The organism is Rathayibacter sp. AY1D2, from assembly GCF_002932695.1.
In the GTDB taxonomy this organism is placed as follows: Bacteria; Actinomycetota; Actinomycetes; order Actinomycetales; family Microbacteriaceae; genus Rathayibacter.
The window spans coordinates 35,044-54,237 of the sequence record NZ_PSVX01000005.1 but is presented as its reverse complement, the minus strand read 5'-3'; the positions used below and the strand labels follow the sequence as shown (position 1 = coordinate 54,237).

The window sequence follows — 19,194 nt, the reverse complement described above, 5'->3', positions numbered from 1 at the left end:
GGCACGGCCGAGGCGCCGCCGCCCCGCGTCTCAGTGCGAGTAGACCGTGATCGGCGAGGAGAGCGGTCCCGGCGGGACGATCGTGTACGAGGCGATCCGCCCGTCGCGCGCGATCGAGACCGAGGCCTGCACGGGCTGGGTGCTGCTGACGACCGCGCCGTCGCCGTCCAGCGGGGTCGCGAGAGCCGCGAACGGGCCGAGCTCGAGCGTGCGGGTGCCGCCCGGGGCCTCGATCTCGACCGAGGCGGTCGAGTCGCTGCCGTTGACCAGGTGCAGCCGCGCGTCGCCCTCGCCCGTGCCGGCGACGCCGAAGGGCGTCGTGGTCGCGGTGCCGGAGGCGAACCAGGCGAAGTCCGTGCCGGCCGAGCCGGTCGAGGTCGTCCGCCCCGCCGCGACGATCGGCTGATCGGCCCGCAGGACGATGCGGTAGGAGCCGTCCGCCAGGCCCGTGAGCGGGACCTCGCCGACGAGGCCGGCGGGGACGACGACCTGGGTGGAGGCGCCCGACCCGCTCGGATCCTCGTTGGTGACCTCGACCGAGACCGTGCTGTCGGCGTCGCCGGGGGTGAGGATGCGCAGCACGGGGCTGCCCGCGCCGCCGCTGCCGTCGTCGCTCGCGGTCTCGGCCGGAGGCGACGTGACGGTGAAGCCGGCGATCACGGCGAGCGTGTCCGGGCCGGCGGAGGGGCCGGTGGTCTCGACGCCCTCCGGGGTGAGGCCGGAGATGGCGCTGCTCTGCATGCTCGCGGCGACCTCGCCGCCCCGGGCGGTCACGTGCACGACGGGCTGGACGACCCCGGGGGCGAGCCCCGCGAGCGGGAGCGCGCGGACCGCTCCGGCCGGAACGACGATGCCCGTGGCGCCGGTGGCCTGGACGGTGCCGGTCTCGGAGAAGAGCGTGAGGTCGACGGTGGAGGCGACCTCGCTCGGGTTCGCCAGGATCAGCACGGAGGTGCGCCCGACGTCGGTCGAGCCGGCCACGAGCCAGCTGTCGGCCGAGGGCTCGGCGCAGGCGCGGGCCGACAGTCCGGAGAGGGTGTCCGTGCCGATGCCCTGGACGGTGGCTCCGCCGGGAGCGGGGTCGGAGCCCGCGGGCACGCTCAGACCGGTGATGCCGGTGCCCGGTGCGGCGACGTCGTCCTCGTCGAGGACCGTGGGGTCCGAGGTGGAGCCCTCGGGCCGGACCGCGGTCGCCGCGCCGTCGAGGGCACGCAGCTGCTCCGGCTCTCCGGCGTCGATCAGATCGCCGCCGCAGACCAGCGAGCTGTCGGCCGCGACGGGCGTCACGACGACGCCCTCCGCGGCGCTCGAGACCAGGGGGGACGGGAGGAGCTGGGGCACGACCACGGCGGCCGCGGCGATCACGACTCCGGCCGCGCCCACCGCACCGCGCAGGGCCGTCCGGCGCCGACGGGCGGCCGAGGGTGCGCGATCGGGCGTCGAGGCCGCGGCGCGATCGGCGCGGCGCTCCGCGCGGGAGCGGCGGGCGGAGGACTCGGGCATCTGCTTCTCCTGGTCGGCGGGGTCAGACATCGTCGTTCCCGTCGTCGAACTGGCCGGTGGCCTCGCCCGGTTCGTCGTCGATCCCGGCGACCGCGCCGCTGGAGCGGCCCCGCTCGAGCGAGAGCCCGGTGGGCACCGCCAGCAGGAGGGCGACGACGAAGACGAGGAGGAGGGCGATCGTGTAGGCGATCCCGAAGGGCCCGACCACGCCGGACGGAGCGGCCTCGGTGCGGGTCCCCTCGGTGTCGACGGCCGTCCAGAGGAGCCCGTAGCGGGTGTCGCCGACGGCCGAGAACGCCGCGTTGCCGTCGAGGGAGACGGCCGCCCGCGCGCGCACGGCGGCGGCCGCGTCGCCGACCTGGGTGCCGGCCGGCTCGGTCAGCACGACGAAGCGCACGCCGAGGCTCTCGAGCGCGGAGGGGACGTCGTAGCCCGTCCGCGAGACGAGGTTGCCCGCCAGCTCGTCGATCGCGTCCGTGCTCTCGGCGCCGGTGTTCGCGAGGGTCGACTGCTGGTCGAGGGTCGCGCCCGCTCCGCGCTCCAGCCGGGCGAGGACGCCGCCGTCCGCCTGCGGGACGAGCACGATCGTGCCCACCCGCGGGTCGTTCCGGGCCTCGGCCGCCACGTAGGCAGGGAGCGAGCGGTCCGACGTGGTCGACACGGACGTGCCGGCGCCGGACGGGAAGGCCACCGCGAGCGGACCGACCAGTGCTGCTGCCGCGGCCGTGACGACGAGCGCCGGCACCACGCGCACGGAGCGCACGGCGGCGAGCGAGAGCGACGCGCCGATCACCAGGCCGAGCCAGTAGAGGCTGAGACCGGTGCCGCTCCAGACGGAGACCGCCTCGGAGCCGGTGGTCGCGACCTGCACGCCCTGGGCGAGCGAGGCGGTCACGAGACCCGCCGCCGCGACGCCGACGCCGCCGAGGGCCGAGAGGTTGTTCGGGAGGAGGAGGGCGGCCAGCGCCGCGACGATCAGCGGCACGACGAGCACGGCCGTGACCAGCGGGGCGGCGGAGGCGCCGATCCCCAGACCGCCGAGGAACGCGAGCCATCCGTCGGGCAGACCGGCCGGGAAGCCGGCGAGCAGCGCGACGAGGTCCGACTGCGCGGAGGGCAGCGGGACGCCCGGATCCGCGAGGACGCCGAGCCAGTCGCCCCGCGGTGCGCGGGCGACCACCAGCGGGAAGAGGAGGACGGCCGCGGGGATCGGCAGGCCGAGGAAGCGGCCGATCCGCCGCCCTGAGGTGGCGACGACGACGAGCCAGATCACCAGGAGCGGCACGGCCAGCACCGGCGCGCACGCGACGACGGCCGCAGCCAGGATCGAGGCGCTCGCGGAGGCGGACCAGGAGCGGTACGCGCCGAACCCGGCGAAGAAGAGCCAGGGAAGCAGCACGTGCACCAGCAGCGGGGCGGGGTGCCCGTCGGCCTGCGCGGCGAAGAAGGCGGGAGCGAGGATGTAGACGAGGGCTCCGGCGGCGCGGGCGGTCGCGCGCGGGGTGAGCCGCGCGATCATCAGCCAGGCGCCGAGGGCGGCAGCGGGGAGCGCGACGAGGTAGAGCAGCACCATCGAGTAGCTGGGCGACCAGAAGGTCAGCGAGCCGAGCACGGCGAGGACGGCGGCGAACGGGTCCGCCGCGCCGATGAACCCTGAGCCGAGGTCGCGCCAGCCGTAGGCCGCGTTGCGCCAGAGCTCGCCGACGGTCGGCGAGAGCGTCAGCAGACCGCCACCGCTGAGCGCGGGAGCAGCGAGGAGCGGCGTGTAGATCACCAGGCCGGCGAGCGCGGCGACGAGGACGACCCACACTCCCCCGCCCTGGAAGAAGTGCAGCGGATGGCGGTCCCGCCCGGCCTGCACGCGCACGGCGTCGTGGCGCACCGAGCGCAGCTGCCGCACCACGTCCAGCGGGATGCGCAGCGGCGCGACGGCCTTCCAGCCCACGTTCTTCGACGAGCGCAGCACCGTGCGGGCCCGCAGCACCTTCGTCCCCCCGAAGGCGACGACGAGGGCCGCGAGCAGCTCTCCTCCGACCAGCCCGGGCTGCTTGCGCAGCAGGCGCACGACCGCGCGGCCGATCGCCAGGGGGACGAGCGAGAGCCAGTGCAGGAGGAGGAGCGCGACGGGCGCGTAGGCGAGCCGGCGGTGCAGCTGCGCGGTGCGGTGCTGGCGCGCGCGGCGCCGCTCCCCGCTGTCGATGCGGCGGCCGTCGGGGCGCTGCAGCCCGATGCGGGCGGTGGTGACGCGGGCGTCCGGCACGCGGCTGACCCGGTGCCCGGCGAGCCGGGTGCGGATCGAGAAGTCGAGCGCGTCGTCGACGACCGGCAGGCCGGGGTCGAAGCCGCCGAGCTCCTCCCAGAGGGAGTGGCGCACGAGCATGCCGCCGGCGGCGACGGCCAGGACGTCGGGCGTGGAGTCGTGCTGGCCCTGGTCGAGCTCGTCCTCGACGAGGTGGACGGTCGTGCCGTGCTTGGTGATCGACTCGCCGTAGCTGCGGATGTAGCCGGAGCGCGTCCAGTCCATGATCTTGGGCCCGGCGACCGCGACGGAGGGGGCGACCTCGACGGCTCCCAGCAGCGCCGCGAGGGCGCCGGACTCGGGGGCGGAGTCCTGCGCGAGCAGCCACAGCCACTCGTCCTCTCCGGCCGGCGGCTGCATCACGCGGACCGCGCGGGCCACGGCCTGGCCGAAGGGGAGGTGCTCGGCGACCTGCACGAGCTGCGTCGGACCCCAGGACGCGAGGAGCTCGTCGGTCGTGTCCTTCGAGCCTCCGTCGACGAACACCGTCGCGTCGGGCTGACGGGTCTGCGCCCGCAGAGCCGCGAGGGTTCGTTCCAGATAGGCCGCGCCGTTGCGCGCGACGAGGACGGCGGTGACTCGTGGATACATCGCGGACCACCCTAAGCGATGCCGCCGCGCCGCCCGCCTGCGGCTCGCCGCCCCGTCGGTCGGGTCGCGGCGAGGAGGGGACTAGGCCCGGCGGCGCAGCTTCCGGCGCTCGCGCTCGGAGAGGCCGCCCCAGATGCCGAACCGCTCGTCGTTCTCGAGCGCGTACTCGAGGCACTGGGCCCGGACCTCGCACGAGGTGCAGATCTTCTTGGCGTCGCGGGTCGAGCCGCCCTTCTCGGGGAAGAAGGCCTCGGGATCGGTCTGCGCGCACAGCGAGTCGACCTGCCAGGAGAGCGCGCCCCCCGGCGCCTCGGTCGCGGTGTCGATCCCGGGTCGGACCCCGGGCACGCCCAGACGGACCGGATCGACGAACCAGTCCTCGGGGACTCCGGAGTGCTGTTCCGGAAGCGTCATGCCGTCTCCTACCCCGCCTGCGAACCGATGATCGGCGGCCGCTCCTCCCGGAGCCGCTGCCTAGGTAATTACAGCGGTGTCATTCGCTCAGGTCAAGTCGCGGACCATAAACCCTCAACCCGCCGTGGAGGGTTCACGACACACCGGCGTGTCGCGAACGTGAGATCCGATCAGGCGGTCGCGGCGCTCCGTGCGCGCCAGGCGCTCTCCACCATCTCGGCGACGGTGTGCCGCATCTCCCAGCCCAGGTCGCGGGCCGCCGTCTCACCGGAGGCGACGATGCGGGGCGGATCGCCCGGCCGCCGCGGGGCGACCTCGGGCGTGAAGGCGATGCCGGTGCTGTCGGCGATCGCGCGCATGATCTCCCCGACGGAGGCCCCGGATCCGCTGCCCAGGTTGTAGACCGGGTCGATCGGCTCGCCGGCGGCCAGGCGGCGCGCCGCGGCGACGTGCGCGAGCGCCAGGTCGGCGACGTGGATGTAGTCGCGGACGCAGGTGCCGTCCGGCGTCGGGTAGTCGTCGCCGTTGATCCGGGGCGTGCGGCCGTCCAGCAGAGCCTCGAAGACGAGGGGGAAGAGGTTGTGGGGGCTGGTGTCGTAGACGTCCGGGTAGCCGGACCCGACGACGTTGAAGTAGCGCAGGGAGGCGTGCCGGACGCCGTGCGCCCGCCCCGCGTCCGCGAGCAGCCACTCGCCGATCAGCTTCGACTCGCCGTAGGGCGACTCCGGGCTCTTGGGGGTGTCCTCGGTGACGATCTCGACGTCGACCGCGCCGTAGACGGCAGCGCTCGAGGAGAAGACGATCGAGGAGACACCGGCGCGCTCCATCGCCGCCAGCACGCGCATGGTGCCGGTGACGTTCTGCTCGTACGTGTGCAGGGGGCGCTGCACCGAGACTCCGGCGTACTTGAACCCGGCGACGTGGACGACGCCCTCGATGTCGTGCTCGGCGAGCACGCGGTCGAGCAGGGCCTCGTCGAGGATCGATCCCTGATGGAACGGGACGCCCTCGGGCACGAACGACGCGTGCCCCGAGGAGAGGTCGTCGAGGACGACGGGGTCGATGCCCTGCTCCGAGAACGCGCGCACCACGTGCGCCCCGATGTATCCGGCTCCCCCGGTGACCAGCCATGCCATGTGGATCCTCCTCGGTGCGGGCCCGCAACTCCGCGCGCCGGAAGACACCCTAGCGGCGGGGATCGACGGCGCGGATAGGCCGAATGACGACGGGTGGCGATATCCTGCCGCCGTGCTCCGCTCCGTCGCCCTCCTCGCCCTGCCCGGCCTCGCGCCGTTCGAGTTCGGGGTCGTCTGCGAGGTGTTCGGGATCGACCGCGGCGCCGACGGAGGTCCCGCCCTCGACTTCCGGATCGCCACTCCCGATCCGGGCCCCGTCCGGACGAGCCTCGGATTCGACCTGCTGATCGCCGATGGTCTCCACGCGGCCCGGGACGCGGACCTGATCGCCGTCCCCGCCCACGGCCGCGGGCCCGCCGACGAGCGGGTGCTCGACCTCCTCCGCGAGGCTCACGAGCGCGGCGCGTGGATCCTCAGCGTCTGCAGCGGGGCCTTCACCCTGGCGCAGGCGGGCCTGCTCGACGGTCGGCGCGCGACCACCCACTGGATGCACGCCGCGGAGCTCGCCCGGCGCTTCCCCTCCGTCACGGTGGACCCGGAGGTCCTCTACGTGCAGGAGGGGCGCATCGTGACGAGCGCGGGCACCGCGGCCGGCATCGACGCGGCTCTGCACGTGGTGCGCGAGGAGCTGGGCGCGACGGCGGCGAGCGTCGTCGCCCGGCGGATGGTCGTACCCCCGCAGCGCCACGGCGGGCAGGCGCAGTACCTGCGGACCCCCGTTCCCGAGGCGCGCGCGGACTCGCTGGCCGAGGTCACCGAGTGGATGCTGGAGCACCTCGACGAGGACCTCTCGATCGAGGCGCTGGCCCGTCGGGCCCTGCTGGCCCCCCGCACCTTCGCGCGCCGCTTCCGGGCCGACCTCGGCACGACTCCGCTCGCCTGGCTCACCCGCCAGCGCCTCCTCCGGGCGCAGGTGCTGCTGGAGGAGACGGAGCTGACCCTCGAGGCGGTCGCCGCGCGGGTCGGCTTCGGCACGGCTGCGGTGATGCGCCACCACTTCACGCGCGTCCTGCGGACCACGCCGGCGGCCTACCGCCGCACGTTCGCCGCCTGAGCGGCCGGCACCGGGATCGCTGGAGGGATCAGACCGTCGCGACGAAGAGCGTGCCCCGTCCGGTGACGGCGAGAGTGCCCTCCGACGGGGTCACGAACACGCTGCCGCCGCGCTCGACGCGGACCGAGCCCTCGGCGCCCTCGAGCGAGAACGAGCCCTCGGTCGCGATCGCGATGGCGGGTCCGTGCAGGGCGACGCGGGCCGGCGTCTCCGACTCCGGCTCCACGACGGCGAGCACGAAGTCGGGGACGTCCGGACGGTAGACGCGCACGCCCGGTCCGGCCTGCTCGGCCGGGAGGTAGGGCACGGGCAGCGGCGAGAACTCGAGCACGCTCACCAGCTCGGGCACGTCGATGTGCTTGGGCGTGAGGCCCCCGCGCAGCACGTTGTCGGAGGCGGCCATCAGCTCCACGCCCGTGCCCGCGAGGTAGGCGTGGATGTTGCCTGCGGGCAGGTAGAGCACCTCGCCGCGGGCGAGGCGGACGCGGTTGAGCAGGAGCGAGAGCACGATTCCGGGGTCGCCCGGGTAGCTCTCGGCCAGGTCCCGGACCGTGGTCGTCTCGAGGCGGTCGTCGCCCGCGGACGCCGCGACGACCGCGGACACCAGCGCGGCGACCTCGGCACGGTCGCCGTCGGCGAGCAGCCACGACACGGCGCCGCGGAGGACCTCCGAGGGCTCGCCCTCGAGCGTCCGGGCGAACCGCGCGATCGCGGCCGCCTCCTCCGCTGGGGCGCGCCCGGCCAGCTCGGCGAGCAGCGCCCGGGCGTCCGCCGGCTCACGGAAGCCGCAGAGCGCGTCGAAGGTCTCGCTGAGCGCGTAGATCAGCTCGGGCTTGTGGAACGGGTCCTTGTAGTTGCGATCGGCGGCGTCCCGCGGGATGCCGGCCTCCTCCTCCTCGACGAACCGGCGCCGGGCCCGCTCGGACGAGGGGTGGGCCTGGAGCGACAGCGGCCCGCCCGCCGCGAGGATCTTGAGCAGGAACGGCAGACGGGGAGCGCCCGATACCGGATCGACCGACCCCTCCACTCCGGCGAGCGCCGCCTCGGGGTGCTCGGCGATCCACTCGGCGAGCGTGCCGGCGCCGACCGAGGCGGGGTCGAGGATGCGCGCGGGCGAGCCCGGGTGCGCGCCGAGCCAGAGCTCGGCCTCGGGGGCGCCGGAGGGCGCGGTGCCGAGGGCCTCCGAGATGCCGGTGAGCGAGCCCCAGGCGTAGTCGCGGGGGGTGTTGCCGATCGGGATGAACACGGGAGCGCTGGCCTTCCGTCCGAGGGGTGGGTCCGAGCCGCTCAGCCGGACGCGCCGGGGCCGCTCCGCTGCGACGCTAGCAGGATCCACAACGCGGGCCCGGGAGGAGGGCCCGCCTGTTGGTGCTCTCCGCCAGAGGACGCGGCACTCGCAGGCGCGCTTCGTACGCTGGGAGTCGCAGCACTGTCGCCGTCGGAGCGGTCGCCGTGCCGCATCCGACGAGCGAGGGAGCACAGAGCATGGACAGCACGACCTTCGAGACCCTGGGGGCCGACTTCTACGGGTTCGAGGCGGCGCTCACGCCCGCCGAGAAGGAGCTGCTGGTCGGCGTCCGCGCGTTTCTCGAGGAGCAGGTGCGGCCGATCGCCGACGAGTACTGGGAGCGCGCGGAGTTCCCGCGGCAGCTGATCCCCGCGATCCACGCCACCGGCGTCATCGGCCTCTCCTGGCCCGAGACCCGCGCGATCGAGAACTCCGCCGTGTTCCGCGGCTGGGTGGCACTCGAGCTGGGCCGGGTGGACGCGGGCATCGCGACCTACGTCGGCGTGCAGAACGGCCTGGTGATGGGCACGATCGGCGTCGCCGGCTCCGAGGAGCAGCGCGCCGAGTGGCTGCCGAAGCTCGCCTCGGGCGAGGTCGTCGGCGCCTTCGGCCTCACCGAGCCGCACTCCGGCTCCGACTCCGCCCAGGGCCTGCGCACCACCGCCCGCCGGGACGGCGACGACTGGATCCTCGACGGCGAGAAGCGCTGGATCGGCAACGCGACCTTCAGCGACGTGACCGTGATCTGGGCGAAGGACGCGGAGGACGGCCAGGTGAAGGGCTTCCTCGTCCCCACCTCGACACCGGGCTACCGCGCCACCGCCATCGCGCGCAAGCAGAGCCTGCGCACGGTGCAGAACGCCGACATCGTGCTCGAGGGCGTCCGCGTCCCGGAGTCGCTGCGCCTGCAGGGCGCGAACTCGTTCCGCGACACCGCGAAGGTGCTCCGGCTCACCCGCGCCGAGGTCGCCTGGCAGGCCATCGGCGTCGCGATCGGCGCCTACGACGCGGCGCTGCGCTACGCGAAGGAGCGCGTGCAGTTCGGCAAGCCGCTCGTCGGGCACCAGCTGGTGCAGGACCTCCTGGTCAAGAGCATCGGCAACATCACGGCCAGCATCGCCCTGGCGACCCGCGTGTCCGAGATGCTCGACGCCGGCGAGCAGCGCGACGAGCACTCCGCCCTTGCGAAGGCCTACGCGACGGCCCGGATGCGCGAGACCGTCGCCTGGTGCCGCGAGGTGATGGGCGGCAACGGCATCGTCCTCGACTACGGCGTCGCCCGCTTCTTCGCCGACGCGGAGGCCCTCTACTCCTACGAGGGCACCCGCGAGATGAACACGCTGATCGTCGGCCGCTCGATCACCGGCACCGCTGCGTTCGTCTGAGCCTCCCCGGCCGGGGAGGGTGCGGCTGCGCGCCCGGCACGCCGCCGCGCCGCCCCCGCTCCCTAGACTGGTCGCCATGATCCGACGCGCCGCCCCCGCCGCTCCCCGAGCGCTCGCGGTGGCGGTGCTGGCCGTGCTGCTGGCCGGCCAGTCGCTGCGGAACCTCGCCGGATGGTGGGGCTGGGGCGTCGTCGTCGCGGTGCTCCTGGGCGCCTCGATCGCCGTGCTTGTCCGCGCCCGCCCCCGCCTGCGCTGGGCCCGCACGCCGAAGTCGCTGGTCCTCTTCCTCGGGCTCGCGGTGCTCTCGCTGCTGTGGTCCGCCTATCCGGGAGCGAGCGCGATCGGAGTCACGGCGCAGCTCACGACGACGCTCGGCGGCGTCGTCCTCGCCGTCACGCTGAGCAGCCGGGAGCTGCTCACGGCTCTCGGACGGGCCCTGCGCCTCTCCGTCGGCCTGTCGCTCCTCTTCGAGCTCGTGATCGCGGTCGTCGTGCGGCAGCCCGTCCTGCCGTTCGGCGTCGAGCCTCCCGCCGACGGACCGACGCCCGACGCCTTCTACTGGTCGCAGGCCGCCCTCTTCACCGGCGAGCCCGTCCAGGGGATCGTCGGCAACCGCAACCTCCTCGGCTTCCTCGCCCTGCTCGGCCTGATCGTGATCGCGATCGAGCTGGCGGCCCACTCGGTCCGGCGCCGGTGGGGAGCGGTCTGGGTCGCCCTGTTCGTCGCGACCCTCCTGCTCACCCGCTCGGCGACCGTCCTGCTCTGCCTCGTCGCCGTCGTCCTCGCGGCCGCGTTCGCGCTCTGGGCTCGCCGGAGGGGCGAGTCCCGCCGGCGTCCCGTCTACCTGACCGCCGCGGGGCTGGCGGTGGCGGCCGTCGCCGGAGGCGCCGCGGGCTGGGGCGCCCTCCTCGGCCTGCTCGGCAAGAGCGAGGACGCCACGGGCCGCCTCGACATCTGGGACTCGGTGATCGCGCTCACGCTGCAGCGCCCGGTCCTCGGCTGGGGCTGGGTCAGCTACTGGGCTCCCTGGGCCGCCCCGTTCGACACCCTCGCCGAGCGCAAGGGCGTGCTCTACCTGCAGGCCCACGACGCCTGGCTCGACGTCGCCCTCCAGCTCGGAGCGGTCGGCCTCGTCCTCTTCGCGGCGCTCGCTGTCTCGACGCTGTGGCGCTCCTGGTTCCGCGCGGTCGACCGCCCGCGGCGCGACGCGACCTCGACCCTCCCCTACACGGCCGTCAGCCTCGCTCCGCTGCTGATCGTGGTCGCCCTCCTGGCGCAGTCGCTGTTCGAGAGCCGGATCCTCATCGAGGGAGGCTGGCTGCTCCTCGTCCTCTTCGCGGTGCAGACCAAGCGACCGGCGACCGAGACGCCCGAGGTCCTCGCCACGACCCCGCTCCCCCTCGCCGACGCGACGGCGTCCCCGCAGTTCGCGGCGGCCCTCGCGCAGACCACTCTCGTCACCGTCCTCTGCGCCCCGGCGGTCCGCGGGCTCCTCGGCTGGCCCGGCTACATCGCCGCCGTCGCCACGCTCACCGCCCTCGCCGCGGTCATGCTCGTCCTGCGGCGCGGGCGGCTCGACTGGGAGGGCCTGCTGCCTACGAGCATCCTGGTGTTCCTCGGCTGGATCGCGCTCAGCGTGCTGTGGAGCGACTACACCTGGGCCACGGTCTCGAGCGTCGTCTACCAGTTCGCCCTGGCGTTCCTGGCGATCGCGATCGGCCTCACGCGCGACATCATCCAGATCATCCGCTCGGTCGGCGACGTGCTGCGGGTCGTGCTGATCGCCTCGCTGGCCGTGGAGGTGCTCTCGGGGGTGCTGATCGACCAGCCGCTGCGCTTCCTCGGCGTGGAGGGCCTGCTCGCGGTCGGCGGGCCGGTCCAGGGACTCGTCGGCACGCGCAACCAGCTCGGGCTGGTCTGCCTGCTGGCGATCGTGACGTTCTCGGTGGAGCTGATGACCCGCTCCGTCGCCCGCGGGCCGGCCGTCGCCTCGCTCGCCCTCGCCGCGGTCACCCTCCTCTTCACGCGCTCCGCCGTGAGCGCGGGCGTGCTCGCCGTGGCCGTCGTCGTCGCCCTCGCTCTGCGCTGGGTGCGCCACGGCGACGGCACCCACCGCCGTCGGCGGCAGTTCGCGGTGCTCGGCGTCGCCGCCGCGGCCTCCCTCACCGTGTGGCTCCTGCGCTACCGGGTGATCGAGCTGCTGAACGCGGGCAGCGAGTTCGAGTTCCGGCTGCGGCTCTGGCAGCAGGTCTGGCGCTTCACGGACCTCGCTCCGATCGTCGGCTGGGGCTGGGTGGGCTACTGGCGGCCCGACCTCTACCCCTTCACCGCCATCGACTACCTCTCGGGCCGCCCGCACTCGTCGAGCCTCAACGCGCTCTTCGACGTGGCCCTGCAGGTCGGCGCGGTCGGGGTGGTCCTCTTCGTCGTGCTGATCGGCCTCGCGCTCTGGCGCTCCTGGCTGATCGCCTCCGAGCGCAAGGCGGTCGTGCACGTCTGGCCGGTGCTGGTGCTGACCGTGCTGATGGTCACCGCGCTGGCCGAGAGCTCGATCCTGCTCGACGCCGGCTGGCTGCTCGTGGTGCTCTGCGCGATGCGCGCGGCCCAGGGACTGAGCTGGCGTCGGCTCCTGCACCCGCGGGACTGACCGGACTCCTCAGCGCCCGCGCCGCCGCGCCACCTGGCGGAGCACGGCGAGGTGCTCCTCCCGGCAGCGCTCCCAGCTGAAGGACCGGGCACGCTCGACGCCGAGCGGGCCGAGCTCGCCGGTCCGCTCGATCGCCTCGAGGATCCCGTCCGCGATCGAGCGCGGCTCGAGCGGATCGACGTAGACCGCGGCGTCCCCGCAGATCTCCGGGAGCGAGCCCGCGTCGGAGGCGGCGACCGGGCATCCCGACGCCATCGCCTCGATCGGCGGGAGGCCGAAGCCCTCGTAGAGGCTCGGGAACGCCAGCACCGCGGCTCGGCGGTAGAGGTCGGCGAGCTCCTCCGAAGTGACGTGGCCGCGCCACTCGACGAAGTCCGGCAGCGGGCCGAGGCGGTCCAGATCCCCTCCTGTCAGCACGAGGCGGAGGGCGTGCCCCTCCTCCCGAAGCAGGCGCACCGCCTCGAACAGGCGGGCGTGGTTCTTGTGCGGCCAGGCGCGCGCCGGGTAGAAGACGAAGTCCTCGCGTGTCCCCAGATTCGAGACGAAGCGCCGGGTGTCCACGCCGAGATGCGACACGTGGATCCGCTCCTCCGGGATGCCCAGCAGCTCGACGATCCGCCCCTTGGTGAAGGCGCTGATGGTGATGACCGCGTCGGCGCGGCGAGCGGTCGCCTCGTAGGCGAGCCGGCGGAAGACGCGCTCGACGCGGGGGAAGAGGTGCGGGAGGTCGCGGTGCTGCAGGTCGAACAGCATCTGCACGTGCCCCTGCCGCCGCGACGGCCACGGGAGCGGGACCGTGAACGGGAAGTAGAGCACCGCGTCCCGGCCCAGGCGCCGGCGCAGGCTCGGCGTGCGCAGGAGCGCCTGGAGCATCCCCACGGCCCGGCGGCGGTGGCCCGCCCCGCTGACGACCCCCTCGGCCACGACCTCGGGCACGCCCTCGCTGAAGCCGCGCGCGTTCTCGGGGACGAGCACCTGCACGTCGGGCCCCTCCTCCCCCGGCCGCGGCGCCAGGAGGCGCGTGAGCGCGCGCGCGTAGGTCTCGCCGCCGCCCATCCCGCCCGGGTCGACGGTGAGCACGGCGAGCGTGACGGGGCGGAGTTCCGGCATGGCGTCCAATCGGTCCGAAGCCCGGCCAGGATACCGGCGGGCCGCACCGCTCCCGGCGCCCGGCCGTGCCCGTGGGTAGTATGTGTCCCGCTGTCATCGACCCCGACGAATTGGACCACCACGTGCCCCGCGCTTTGATCACCGGAATCACCGGCCAGGACGGCCTCTACCTCGCCGAGCTCCTCCTCTCGAAGGGCTACGAGGTCTTCGGGCTCGTCCGCGGGCAGAACAACCCCAAGTACGAGCTGGTCCGCCGCACCGTGCCCGAGGTGACCCTGCTCACCGGCGACCTCACCGACGTGTCGAGCCTCGTGCGCGTGCTCGCCGCCGCCCAGCCCGACGAGGTCTACAACCTCGGTGCGATCTCGTTCGTCGCCTACTCGTGGGAGAACGCGTCGCTCACCACCGATGTGACCGGCAAGGGCGTGCTCAACATCCTCGAGGCGACCCGCCTCTACGCCGGCTCCGACATGTCGCGCGTGAAGTTCTACCAGGCCTCCTCCTCCGAGATGTTCGGCAAGGTCCAGCAGGTCCCGCAGAGCGAGGAGACGCTGCTCTGGCCGCGCTCGCCCTACGGCGTGGCCAAGGTCTTCGGCCACTACATGACGATCAACTACCGCGAGTCGTACGGCATGCACGCCTCCTCCGGCATCCTCTTCAACCACGAGTCGCCCCGCCGCGGCCCGGAGTTCGTCACCCGCAAGATCAGCCTCGCGGTCGCCCGCATCAAGCTCGGCCTCCAGGAGACGCTGGAGCTCGGGAACCTCGACGCGAAGCGCGACTGGGGCTTCGCCGGCGACTACGTCGACGCGATGTGGCGCATGCTGCAGCAGCCCGAGGGCGACGACTACGTGGTCGCGACCGGCGAGACCCACGAGATCCGCGAGTACCTCGACATCGCCTTCAACCACGTCGGCATCGAGGACTGGACCCCGTACGTGACCCAGAACCCCGCGTTCATGCGTCCCGCCGAGGTGGACCTGCTGATCGGCGACCCGGCGAAGGCGCGCGACGTCCTCGGCTGGGAGCCGAAGGTCTCGTTCCCCGAGCTCGTGGCGATGATGGTCGAGAACGACCTCGCCGAGCAGTCCGCGCTGATCAAGTAGTCATGCCTGCCGCTCTCGTCACCGGAGCGAGCGGTCAGGACGGGGGCTACCTCGTCGAGCGCCTGCTCGCCGACGGCTGGGAGGTCTCCGCGCTCGTGCGCGGGACCGACGACGCCGCTCTTCCCGCCGCCGTCCGCGCCTTCGAGGGCGATCTCCGCGACGCCTCCGGCCTCGGCCGTATCGTCGCGGAGGCGCGGCCGGACACGGTCTTCCACCTCGCCGGCCTCTCCTCCGTCGCGCTCTCGTGGAAGGAGCCCGTGCTCACGGCGGAGGTGACCGGCACCGCGGTCGCCGCGCTCCTGGAGGCCTCGCTGTCGCTCCAGGAGTCGGCGGGCCGCGAGGTCCGCTTCGTCCAGGCCTCCTCTTCCGAGATCTTCGGGGCCGCGACCGAGAACCCGCAGACCGAGCGGACCCCGATCCGCCCGGTCTCGCCTTACGGAGCCGCGAAGGCGTTCGCGCACCACCTCGTCGCGGTCTACCGCGGCCGAGGGCTCCACGCCTCGTCCGGCATCCTCTACAACCACGAGTCGCCGCGTCGGCCGCTCGGCTTCGTCACCCGCAAGATCACCGCCGGTGTCGCGGCGATCGCGACGGGCGCCGAGTCGGAGCTCTCGCTCGGCAATCTCGACGCGCGCCGCGACTGGGGCTGGGCCCCCGACTACGTGGACGCCCTCGTGCGCGCCTCGCGCGCCGAGGAGGCGGGCGACTACGTCGTGGCGACCGGAGTCGCGCACTCGGTCCGCGACTTCGTCCGTGCCGCCTTCACCGCGGCCGGCGTCGACGACTGGGAGCAGCGGGTCACGATCGACCCGCGGTTCGCGCGCCCCGTGGACGCACCCGAGATGCGCGGCGACTCCTCCCGGGCTCGCGAGGTGCTCGGCTGGGCGCCCACCGTCGGCTTCGAGGAGATCGTCGCCCGCATGGTCGAGAACGACCTCGAGCTGGCGCGCCGCTCCCGCTGAGCCGCGCGCACCGCGTGCAGAAGGCCCCCGCTCCTGGAGCGGGGGCCTTCTGCACGCGGTGTATCGAGGACGCCTAGGCGGTCGCGTCCGACTGCTCGGCCCGGGCCCGCTCGTCGACGCCGTCTCCCTCGACGAGGTACGACCAGACGCGGGCGGCGTACTCGTCCCAGGTGCCGCCGTCGATCGCGAGCGCCTCCGTCGAGAGCCGCGCGTGCAGCTCGTCGTCGGTCAGCAGCCGCTCGAGGGCCGCGGCGATGTCGTGGTCGTCGTGCGGATCGACGAACAGCGCGCCGCCCGAGGCGGAGACCTCGTGCATGCTGCCGAATCCGGAGGTCACGACCGGGGTGCCGACCGAGATCGACTCCACGATCGGGAGACCGTAGCCCTCGTTGATCGAGGGGAACACGGTGCACCGGGCCAGGCGGTAGGCGCTCCAGAGCAGCGCGTCGGTGATCTTGGAGAGCGAGCGGACCGGACGGCCCTGGCCCTCGAGGACCTCGAGTCGGTACTCGAACTCGGCGCTGCTCCAGGCGTTGCCGCCGATGAAGACCAGGCTGAAGCGAACGCCCCGGCGCCAGAGCAGCTCGGCGGCCTGGAGCACCGCCAGGTGGTTCTTCCGCGGCTCGTGGCTGCCGACGCAGACGACGAGCGGGAGGTCACCGGTCACCAGCGAGCGCGCGGCGGTGGCCAGCTCCTCGTCCGAGACGCTCTCCGGCTGCGAGGGCAGCAGGATCGGGCGGATGTCCGGCCCCTGCATCCCGACGCTGCCGAGCATGTGGCGCCAGCCGGAGTACTCGGTCGCGGCCGCCTCGGAGATGGTCGCGATGCGGTCCATGTGCGACACGGCGACGAGCGTGCGCGAGAACGCGGCGCTGATGCCCGTGCTCGCCGTCTCGGCGGTGGTGACCGGCACGCAGTCGAAGCCGATGGTGCCCGTGCGGTTGCCGCTGAACTCGGCGAGGGCGGAGACGCGCGACGTCCGCTCGTCCTCCACGGCGAGCTCGGGCAGGAGGTAGGTGCCCTGCCACGGGACGATCACGCGGGAGCGGTCCTCGGCGGCGTCGGGCACGTCGCCCGAGACGGCGTTCCGGCTCTGCTCCGGGGTGAGCATGACGAGCGACTCGTGGGTCGAGTCCCAGCCGGCGAGCAGGATCTCGTGGTCGCGCGTCCAGCGGACGAGGCTCTGGCGCACCACGCGCTGGATGCCCGTGGCCAGCCCCGTGCGCGCGGTGTGGTGCACGTCGACGACGACCGCGCCGACGACCACCTCGACCTCGGGGTGGTGGAAGCGGGCGAAGACCCGGTTCGAGGCGATGGTGGACGCGGCGTGGGTGAGCAGACCGGCGGTGCCGTCCAGCCGGGCCCGGCGGCGGCCGTCGACGACGTCCTCCCGGCGCGGGAGCGTGCCGCGGAGGACGGCGAGCACCAGCCAGACCTCGCGGTCGGTGGGGGCGGGCAGCAGAACGCTCAGCTGTCCGGTGAGGGCGTCGACGCTGCCCAGCGGCTCCACGGTGGGGGCCAGGGTGCGCACCAGGGTGGCGAGACGGTCGACCAGGTACTGCTTAGAGCGCACGGGGCGCCTCCTCGTGCTCGATGAGGGCCGAGGGGCCGATCAGGGCGGCCCACAGCTCCCGGGCGTAGTCGTCCCAGGTGCGTTCGGGCCGCTCTGCCGCCTCGAGGCGGAGCTCGTCGACGAGCTCCGGCGACGTCAGCAGGCGGCGCATGCCGTCGGTGATCTCCTCGTCGGACTCCGGGTCGATCAGGACGCATCCGCCGTGCTCGGCGATCTGCGCCGTGCTGCCGTAGCGCGAGGTCAGCACGGGCAGCCCGATCGACAGCGCCTCGGCGACCGGCAGGCCGTACCCCTCGTGCAGCGACGGGAACGCCAGGAACAGCGCCTCCCGGTAGCTCGCGATCAGGACGTCGTCGTCGGCTCCGCGGAGCACCTCGACCGGGCGCCCGGCGGCGACCAGCTCGCGCACGCGGGGATCGAAGACCTGGTGCGCCCACGGGTTGGCCCCGCCGATGAAGCGGACGCGGAACCGCAGGCCCTCGCGCCAGAGGACCTCGGCGGCGTGCAGCACCGCGAGATGGTTCTTGCGGGGCTCCTGGCTGCCGACGCAGAGCACGAGCGGCAGGCCGGACGCGCTCCGGCCCTCGGAGCGCAGGCCGTCCGGGAGCTCCACGGGCAGCGGGACCGGGACGACGGTCGGGCCGGTGAGGCCCTGAGCGGGGAGCGCTCGCACGAAACCCTCGAACTCCAGCGCGGCCGCGGCGCTCACCGTGGCGACGCGCTCGGCGTGCTTGACCACGGAGAGGAAGTTGACGAAGCGCACCGTCTCCTCCGGCGGCACCGTGTCGGCGCTGACGACGGGAATGGCGTCGTGGCCGAGGACGACGACCTCGTTGCCGGAGTACTCGGCGAGGGCCGCGAGCGGCCCGCACTGGTTGTAGTCGGGCACCGAGGGGATGACGACGACGCTGCGGTAGGGCACGACGAACTCGATGCGCTCCGGATCGCCGTGCTCCCAGTCGCGCCGCCCGGCGGAGGACCAGTCGACGACGCGCTCGTGCTCGATCGCGCTCAGGCGCCGGAAGGACATCGATCCGTGGACCCAGGCGACCGGGACGATCTCGTGCTCGGCATCCCAGCGGGACACGGTCTGGCGCACGACCCGCTGGACGCCGGTGTTGTGACCGTGGCGGGCGGGGAAGTCGACGTCGATCAGGACGGCCCCGGTGACGACCTCGACACGGGCGTCCAGATCGGCGAACCCGGTCGCGGTGCGGGAGCCCGCCTCGAGGAAGATGCGCAGCGCCGCCTCCTCGGGGGCGAGCTCGAGGGCGCGGCGGAACCAGTCGAACAGCTCGCTCGTCGGGTACGCGGCCGTGAACGACACCAGCGCGACCCAGGTCAGCTCGTCGTCCTGGCGCAAGCGGATCTCTCGGGCCACCTCGTCGAGGTACGGGCCGGGCCCGCGGGTGCGCAGCGAGGCGCGGCGCTCCTCGTCGAAGAGGAGCGCGCCGATCTGCTCCAGGCGCTGCAGCATCGCCTCCGTGCGGTGGGCGCGCGCGGCGGCCGAGCCGGCGGCCGAGATCTGCGACCGGTCGCTCATCGCGCCCGACCGGACAGGCGGCGCTTCACGAAGCGCGCGCTGTGGCCGACGGCGCCCGACAGCCCGAGCTGCTCGACGCGGATCTGGAAGGTGCGCACCAGGCGGAGCGGCTTCGTCACCCGCCAGGAGAGGGTGCGCTCGAAGCCGGAGGCGGTCACTCCGCCCACCTGGATCCGCTCGACCCACTCGTCGAAGGGGTCGTTGAGGAGGGAGTCGACCTGCGCGCGCAGGCGGGCGAGCTCCTCGTCCGGGGACTCGGGCTCGGCGAGACGGGGCTCCACCGGAACCCCGGACGTGCGCGCGGGCTCCGCCGGGACGGCTGCGGGAGCGGCGTCGCCGACGGCCGACTCGAGGCTCGGGTCGGGAGCGGGAGGAGCGTCCTCGCCCGTGCCGTCGAGGACGGGGGCGGGGTCCCCAGCGCTCTGCGGCGCCGGGTCCAGGGGGACGTCGGAAGGCTGCGTGGGCATGGCGAACACCTCGTTCGTGTCGTTCAGTCGGCGAGCGGGAGCAAGACTACCCGCCATGCGCCGCGCACCGGCACGCCAGCCAGGGGGCTCCAGGGTGGGCCGCACGTATAATGATG

General features: G+C 73.9%; 14 protein-coding genes. 5 read left to right on the top strand and 9 right to left on the bottom strand.

What is annotated here, in order from left to right:
- Positions 1–30: 30 nt before the first annotated feature.
- The 4 genes from C5D04_RS02185 to galE all read right to left on the bottom strand — a co-directional run bounded on the left by C5D04_RS02185 (position 31) and on the right by galE (position 5,943).
- The gene (locus C5D04_RS02185) at positions 31–1,533 is read right to left on the bottom strand and encodes a DUF5719 family protein (protein ID WP_146078918.1); all 1,503 of its coding nucleotides are present in this window, start codon (positions 1,531–1,533) and stop codon (positions 31–33) included.
- Positions 1,526–4,393: a glycosyltransferase family 2 protein gene (locus C5D04_RS02180; protein ID WP_104347155.1), complete on the bottom strand. Its 2,868-nt coding sequence runs from the start codon at positions 4,391–4,393 to the stop codon at positions 1,526–1,528. Before C5D04_RS02180 ends, C5D04_RS02185 begins: the two co-directional genes overlap by 8 nt.
- Before the next feature lie 81 nt (positions 4,394–4,474).
- Positions 4,475–4,807, bottom strand: coding sequence for a WhiB family transcriptional regulator (locus tag C5D04_RS02175; RefSeq protein ID WP_104224145.1), 333 nt, complete (start codon positions 4,805–4,807; stop codon positions 4,475–4,477).
- Between the two features lie 170 nt (positions 4,808–4,977).
- The gene (gene galE / locus C5D04_RS02170; RefSeq protein WP_104255247.1) at positions 4,978–5,943 is read right to left on the bottom strand and encodes a UDP-glucose 4-epimerase GalE; all 966 of its coding nucleotides are present in this window, start codon (positions 5,941–5,943) and stop codon (positions 4,978–4,980) included.
- Between the two features lie 112 nt (positions 5,944–6,055).
- Here galE and C5D04_RS02165 point away from each other — a divergent pair, with 112 nt between their 5' ends.
- Entirely contained in the window at positions 6,056–6,997 is a 942-nt protein-coding gene (locus C5D04_RS02165) for a GlxA family transcriptional regulator (protein ID WP_104347154.1), read from the top strand.
- A gap of 28 nt (positions 6,998–7,025) precedes the next feature.
- On the opposite strand, the gene manA is transcribed toward C5D04_RS02165, so the two are convergent.
- Positions 7,026–8,243, bottom strand: coding sequence for a mannose-6-phosphate isomerase, class I (gene manA / locus C5D04_RS02160; protein ID WP_104347153.1), 1,218 nt, complete (start codon positions 8,241–8,243; stop codon positions 7,026–7,028).
- A gap of 239 nt (positions 8,244–8,482) precedes the next feature.
- On the opposite strand from manA, the gene C5D04_RS02155 reads away from it, so the two are divergent.
- On the top strand, positions 8,483–9,670 hold the full coding sequence (locus C5D04_RS02155) for an acyl-CoA dehydrogenase family protein (RefSeq protein ID WP_104294940.1): 1,188 nt from the start codon (positions 8,483–8,485) through the stop codon (positions 9,668–9,670).
- Positions 9,671–9,746: 76 nt separating this feature from the next.
- Complete coding sequence (locus C5D04_RS02150; protein ID WP_104347152.1) at positions 9,747–12,317, top strand: O-antigen ligase; 2,571 nt, start codon at positions 9,747–9,749, stop codon at positions 12,315–12,317.
- Positions 12,318–12,326: 9 nt separating this feature from the next.
- On the opposite strand, the gene C5D04_RS02145 is transcribed toward C5D04_RS02150, so the two are convergent.
- Positions 12,327–13,427 carry a glycosyltransferase family 1 protein gene (locus C5D04_RS02145; RefSeq protein WP_104347151.1) on the bottom strand — a complete coding sequence of 367 codons (1,101 nt, stop codon included), beginning with the start codon at positions 13,425–13,427 and terminating at the stop codon, positions 12,327–12,329.
- Positions 13,428–13,549: 122 nt separating this feature from the next.
- On the opposite strand from C5D04_RS02145, the gene C5D04_RS02140 reads away from it, so the two are divergent.
- On the top strand, positions 13,550–14,533 hold the full coding sequence (locus C5D04_RS02140) for a GDP-mannose 4,6-dehydratase (RefSeq protein WP_104275317.1): 984 nt from the start codon (positions 13,550–13,552) through the stop codon (positions 14,531–14,533).
- 2 nt (positions 14,534–14,535) lie between these two features.
- Positions 14,536–15,495, top strand: a complete 960-nt coding sequence (locus C5D04_RS02135; RefSeq protein ID WP_104347150.1) for a GDP-mannose 4,6-dehydratase — start codon at positions 14,536–14,538, stop codon at positions 15,493–15,495.
- Positions 15,496–15,568: 73 nt separating this feature from the next.
- On the opposite strand, the gene C5D04_RS02130 is transcribed toward C5D04_RS02135, so the two are convergent.
- Genes C5D04_RS02130 through C5D04_RS02120 form a run of 3 tightly spaced genes read right to left on the bottom strand, consistent with a single transcriptional unit; the run spans position 15,569 to position 19,078 of the window.
- Complete coding sequence (locus C5D04_RS02130; protein WP_104347149.1) at positions 15,569–17,068, bottom strand: glycosyltransferase family 1 protein; 1,500 nt, start codon at positions 17,066–17,068, stop codon at positions 15,569–15,571.
- Entirely contained in the window at positions 17,058–18,611 is a 1,554-nt protein-coding gene (locus tag C5D04_RS02125) for a glycosyltransferase (RefSeq protein ID WP_104347148.1), read from the bottom strand. The genes C5D04_RS02130 and C5D04_RS02125 overlap by 11 nt, the downstream gene beginning before the upstream one ends.
- Positions 18,608–19,078, bottom strand: a complete 471-nt coding sequence (locus C5D04_RS02120) for a hypothetical protein (RefSeq protein WP_104347147.1) — start codon at positions 19,076–19,078, stop codon at positions 18,608–18,610. The genes C5D04_RS02125 and C5D04_RS02120 overlap by 4 nt, the downstream gene beginning before the upstream one ends.
- Positions 19,079–19,194: the final 116 nt, after the last annotated feature.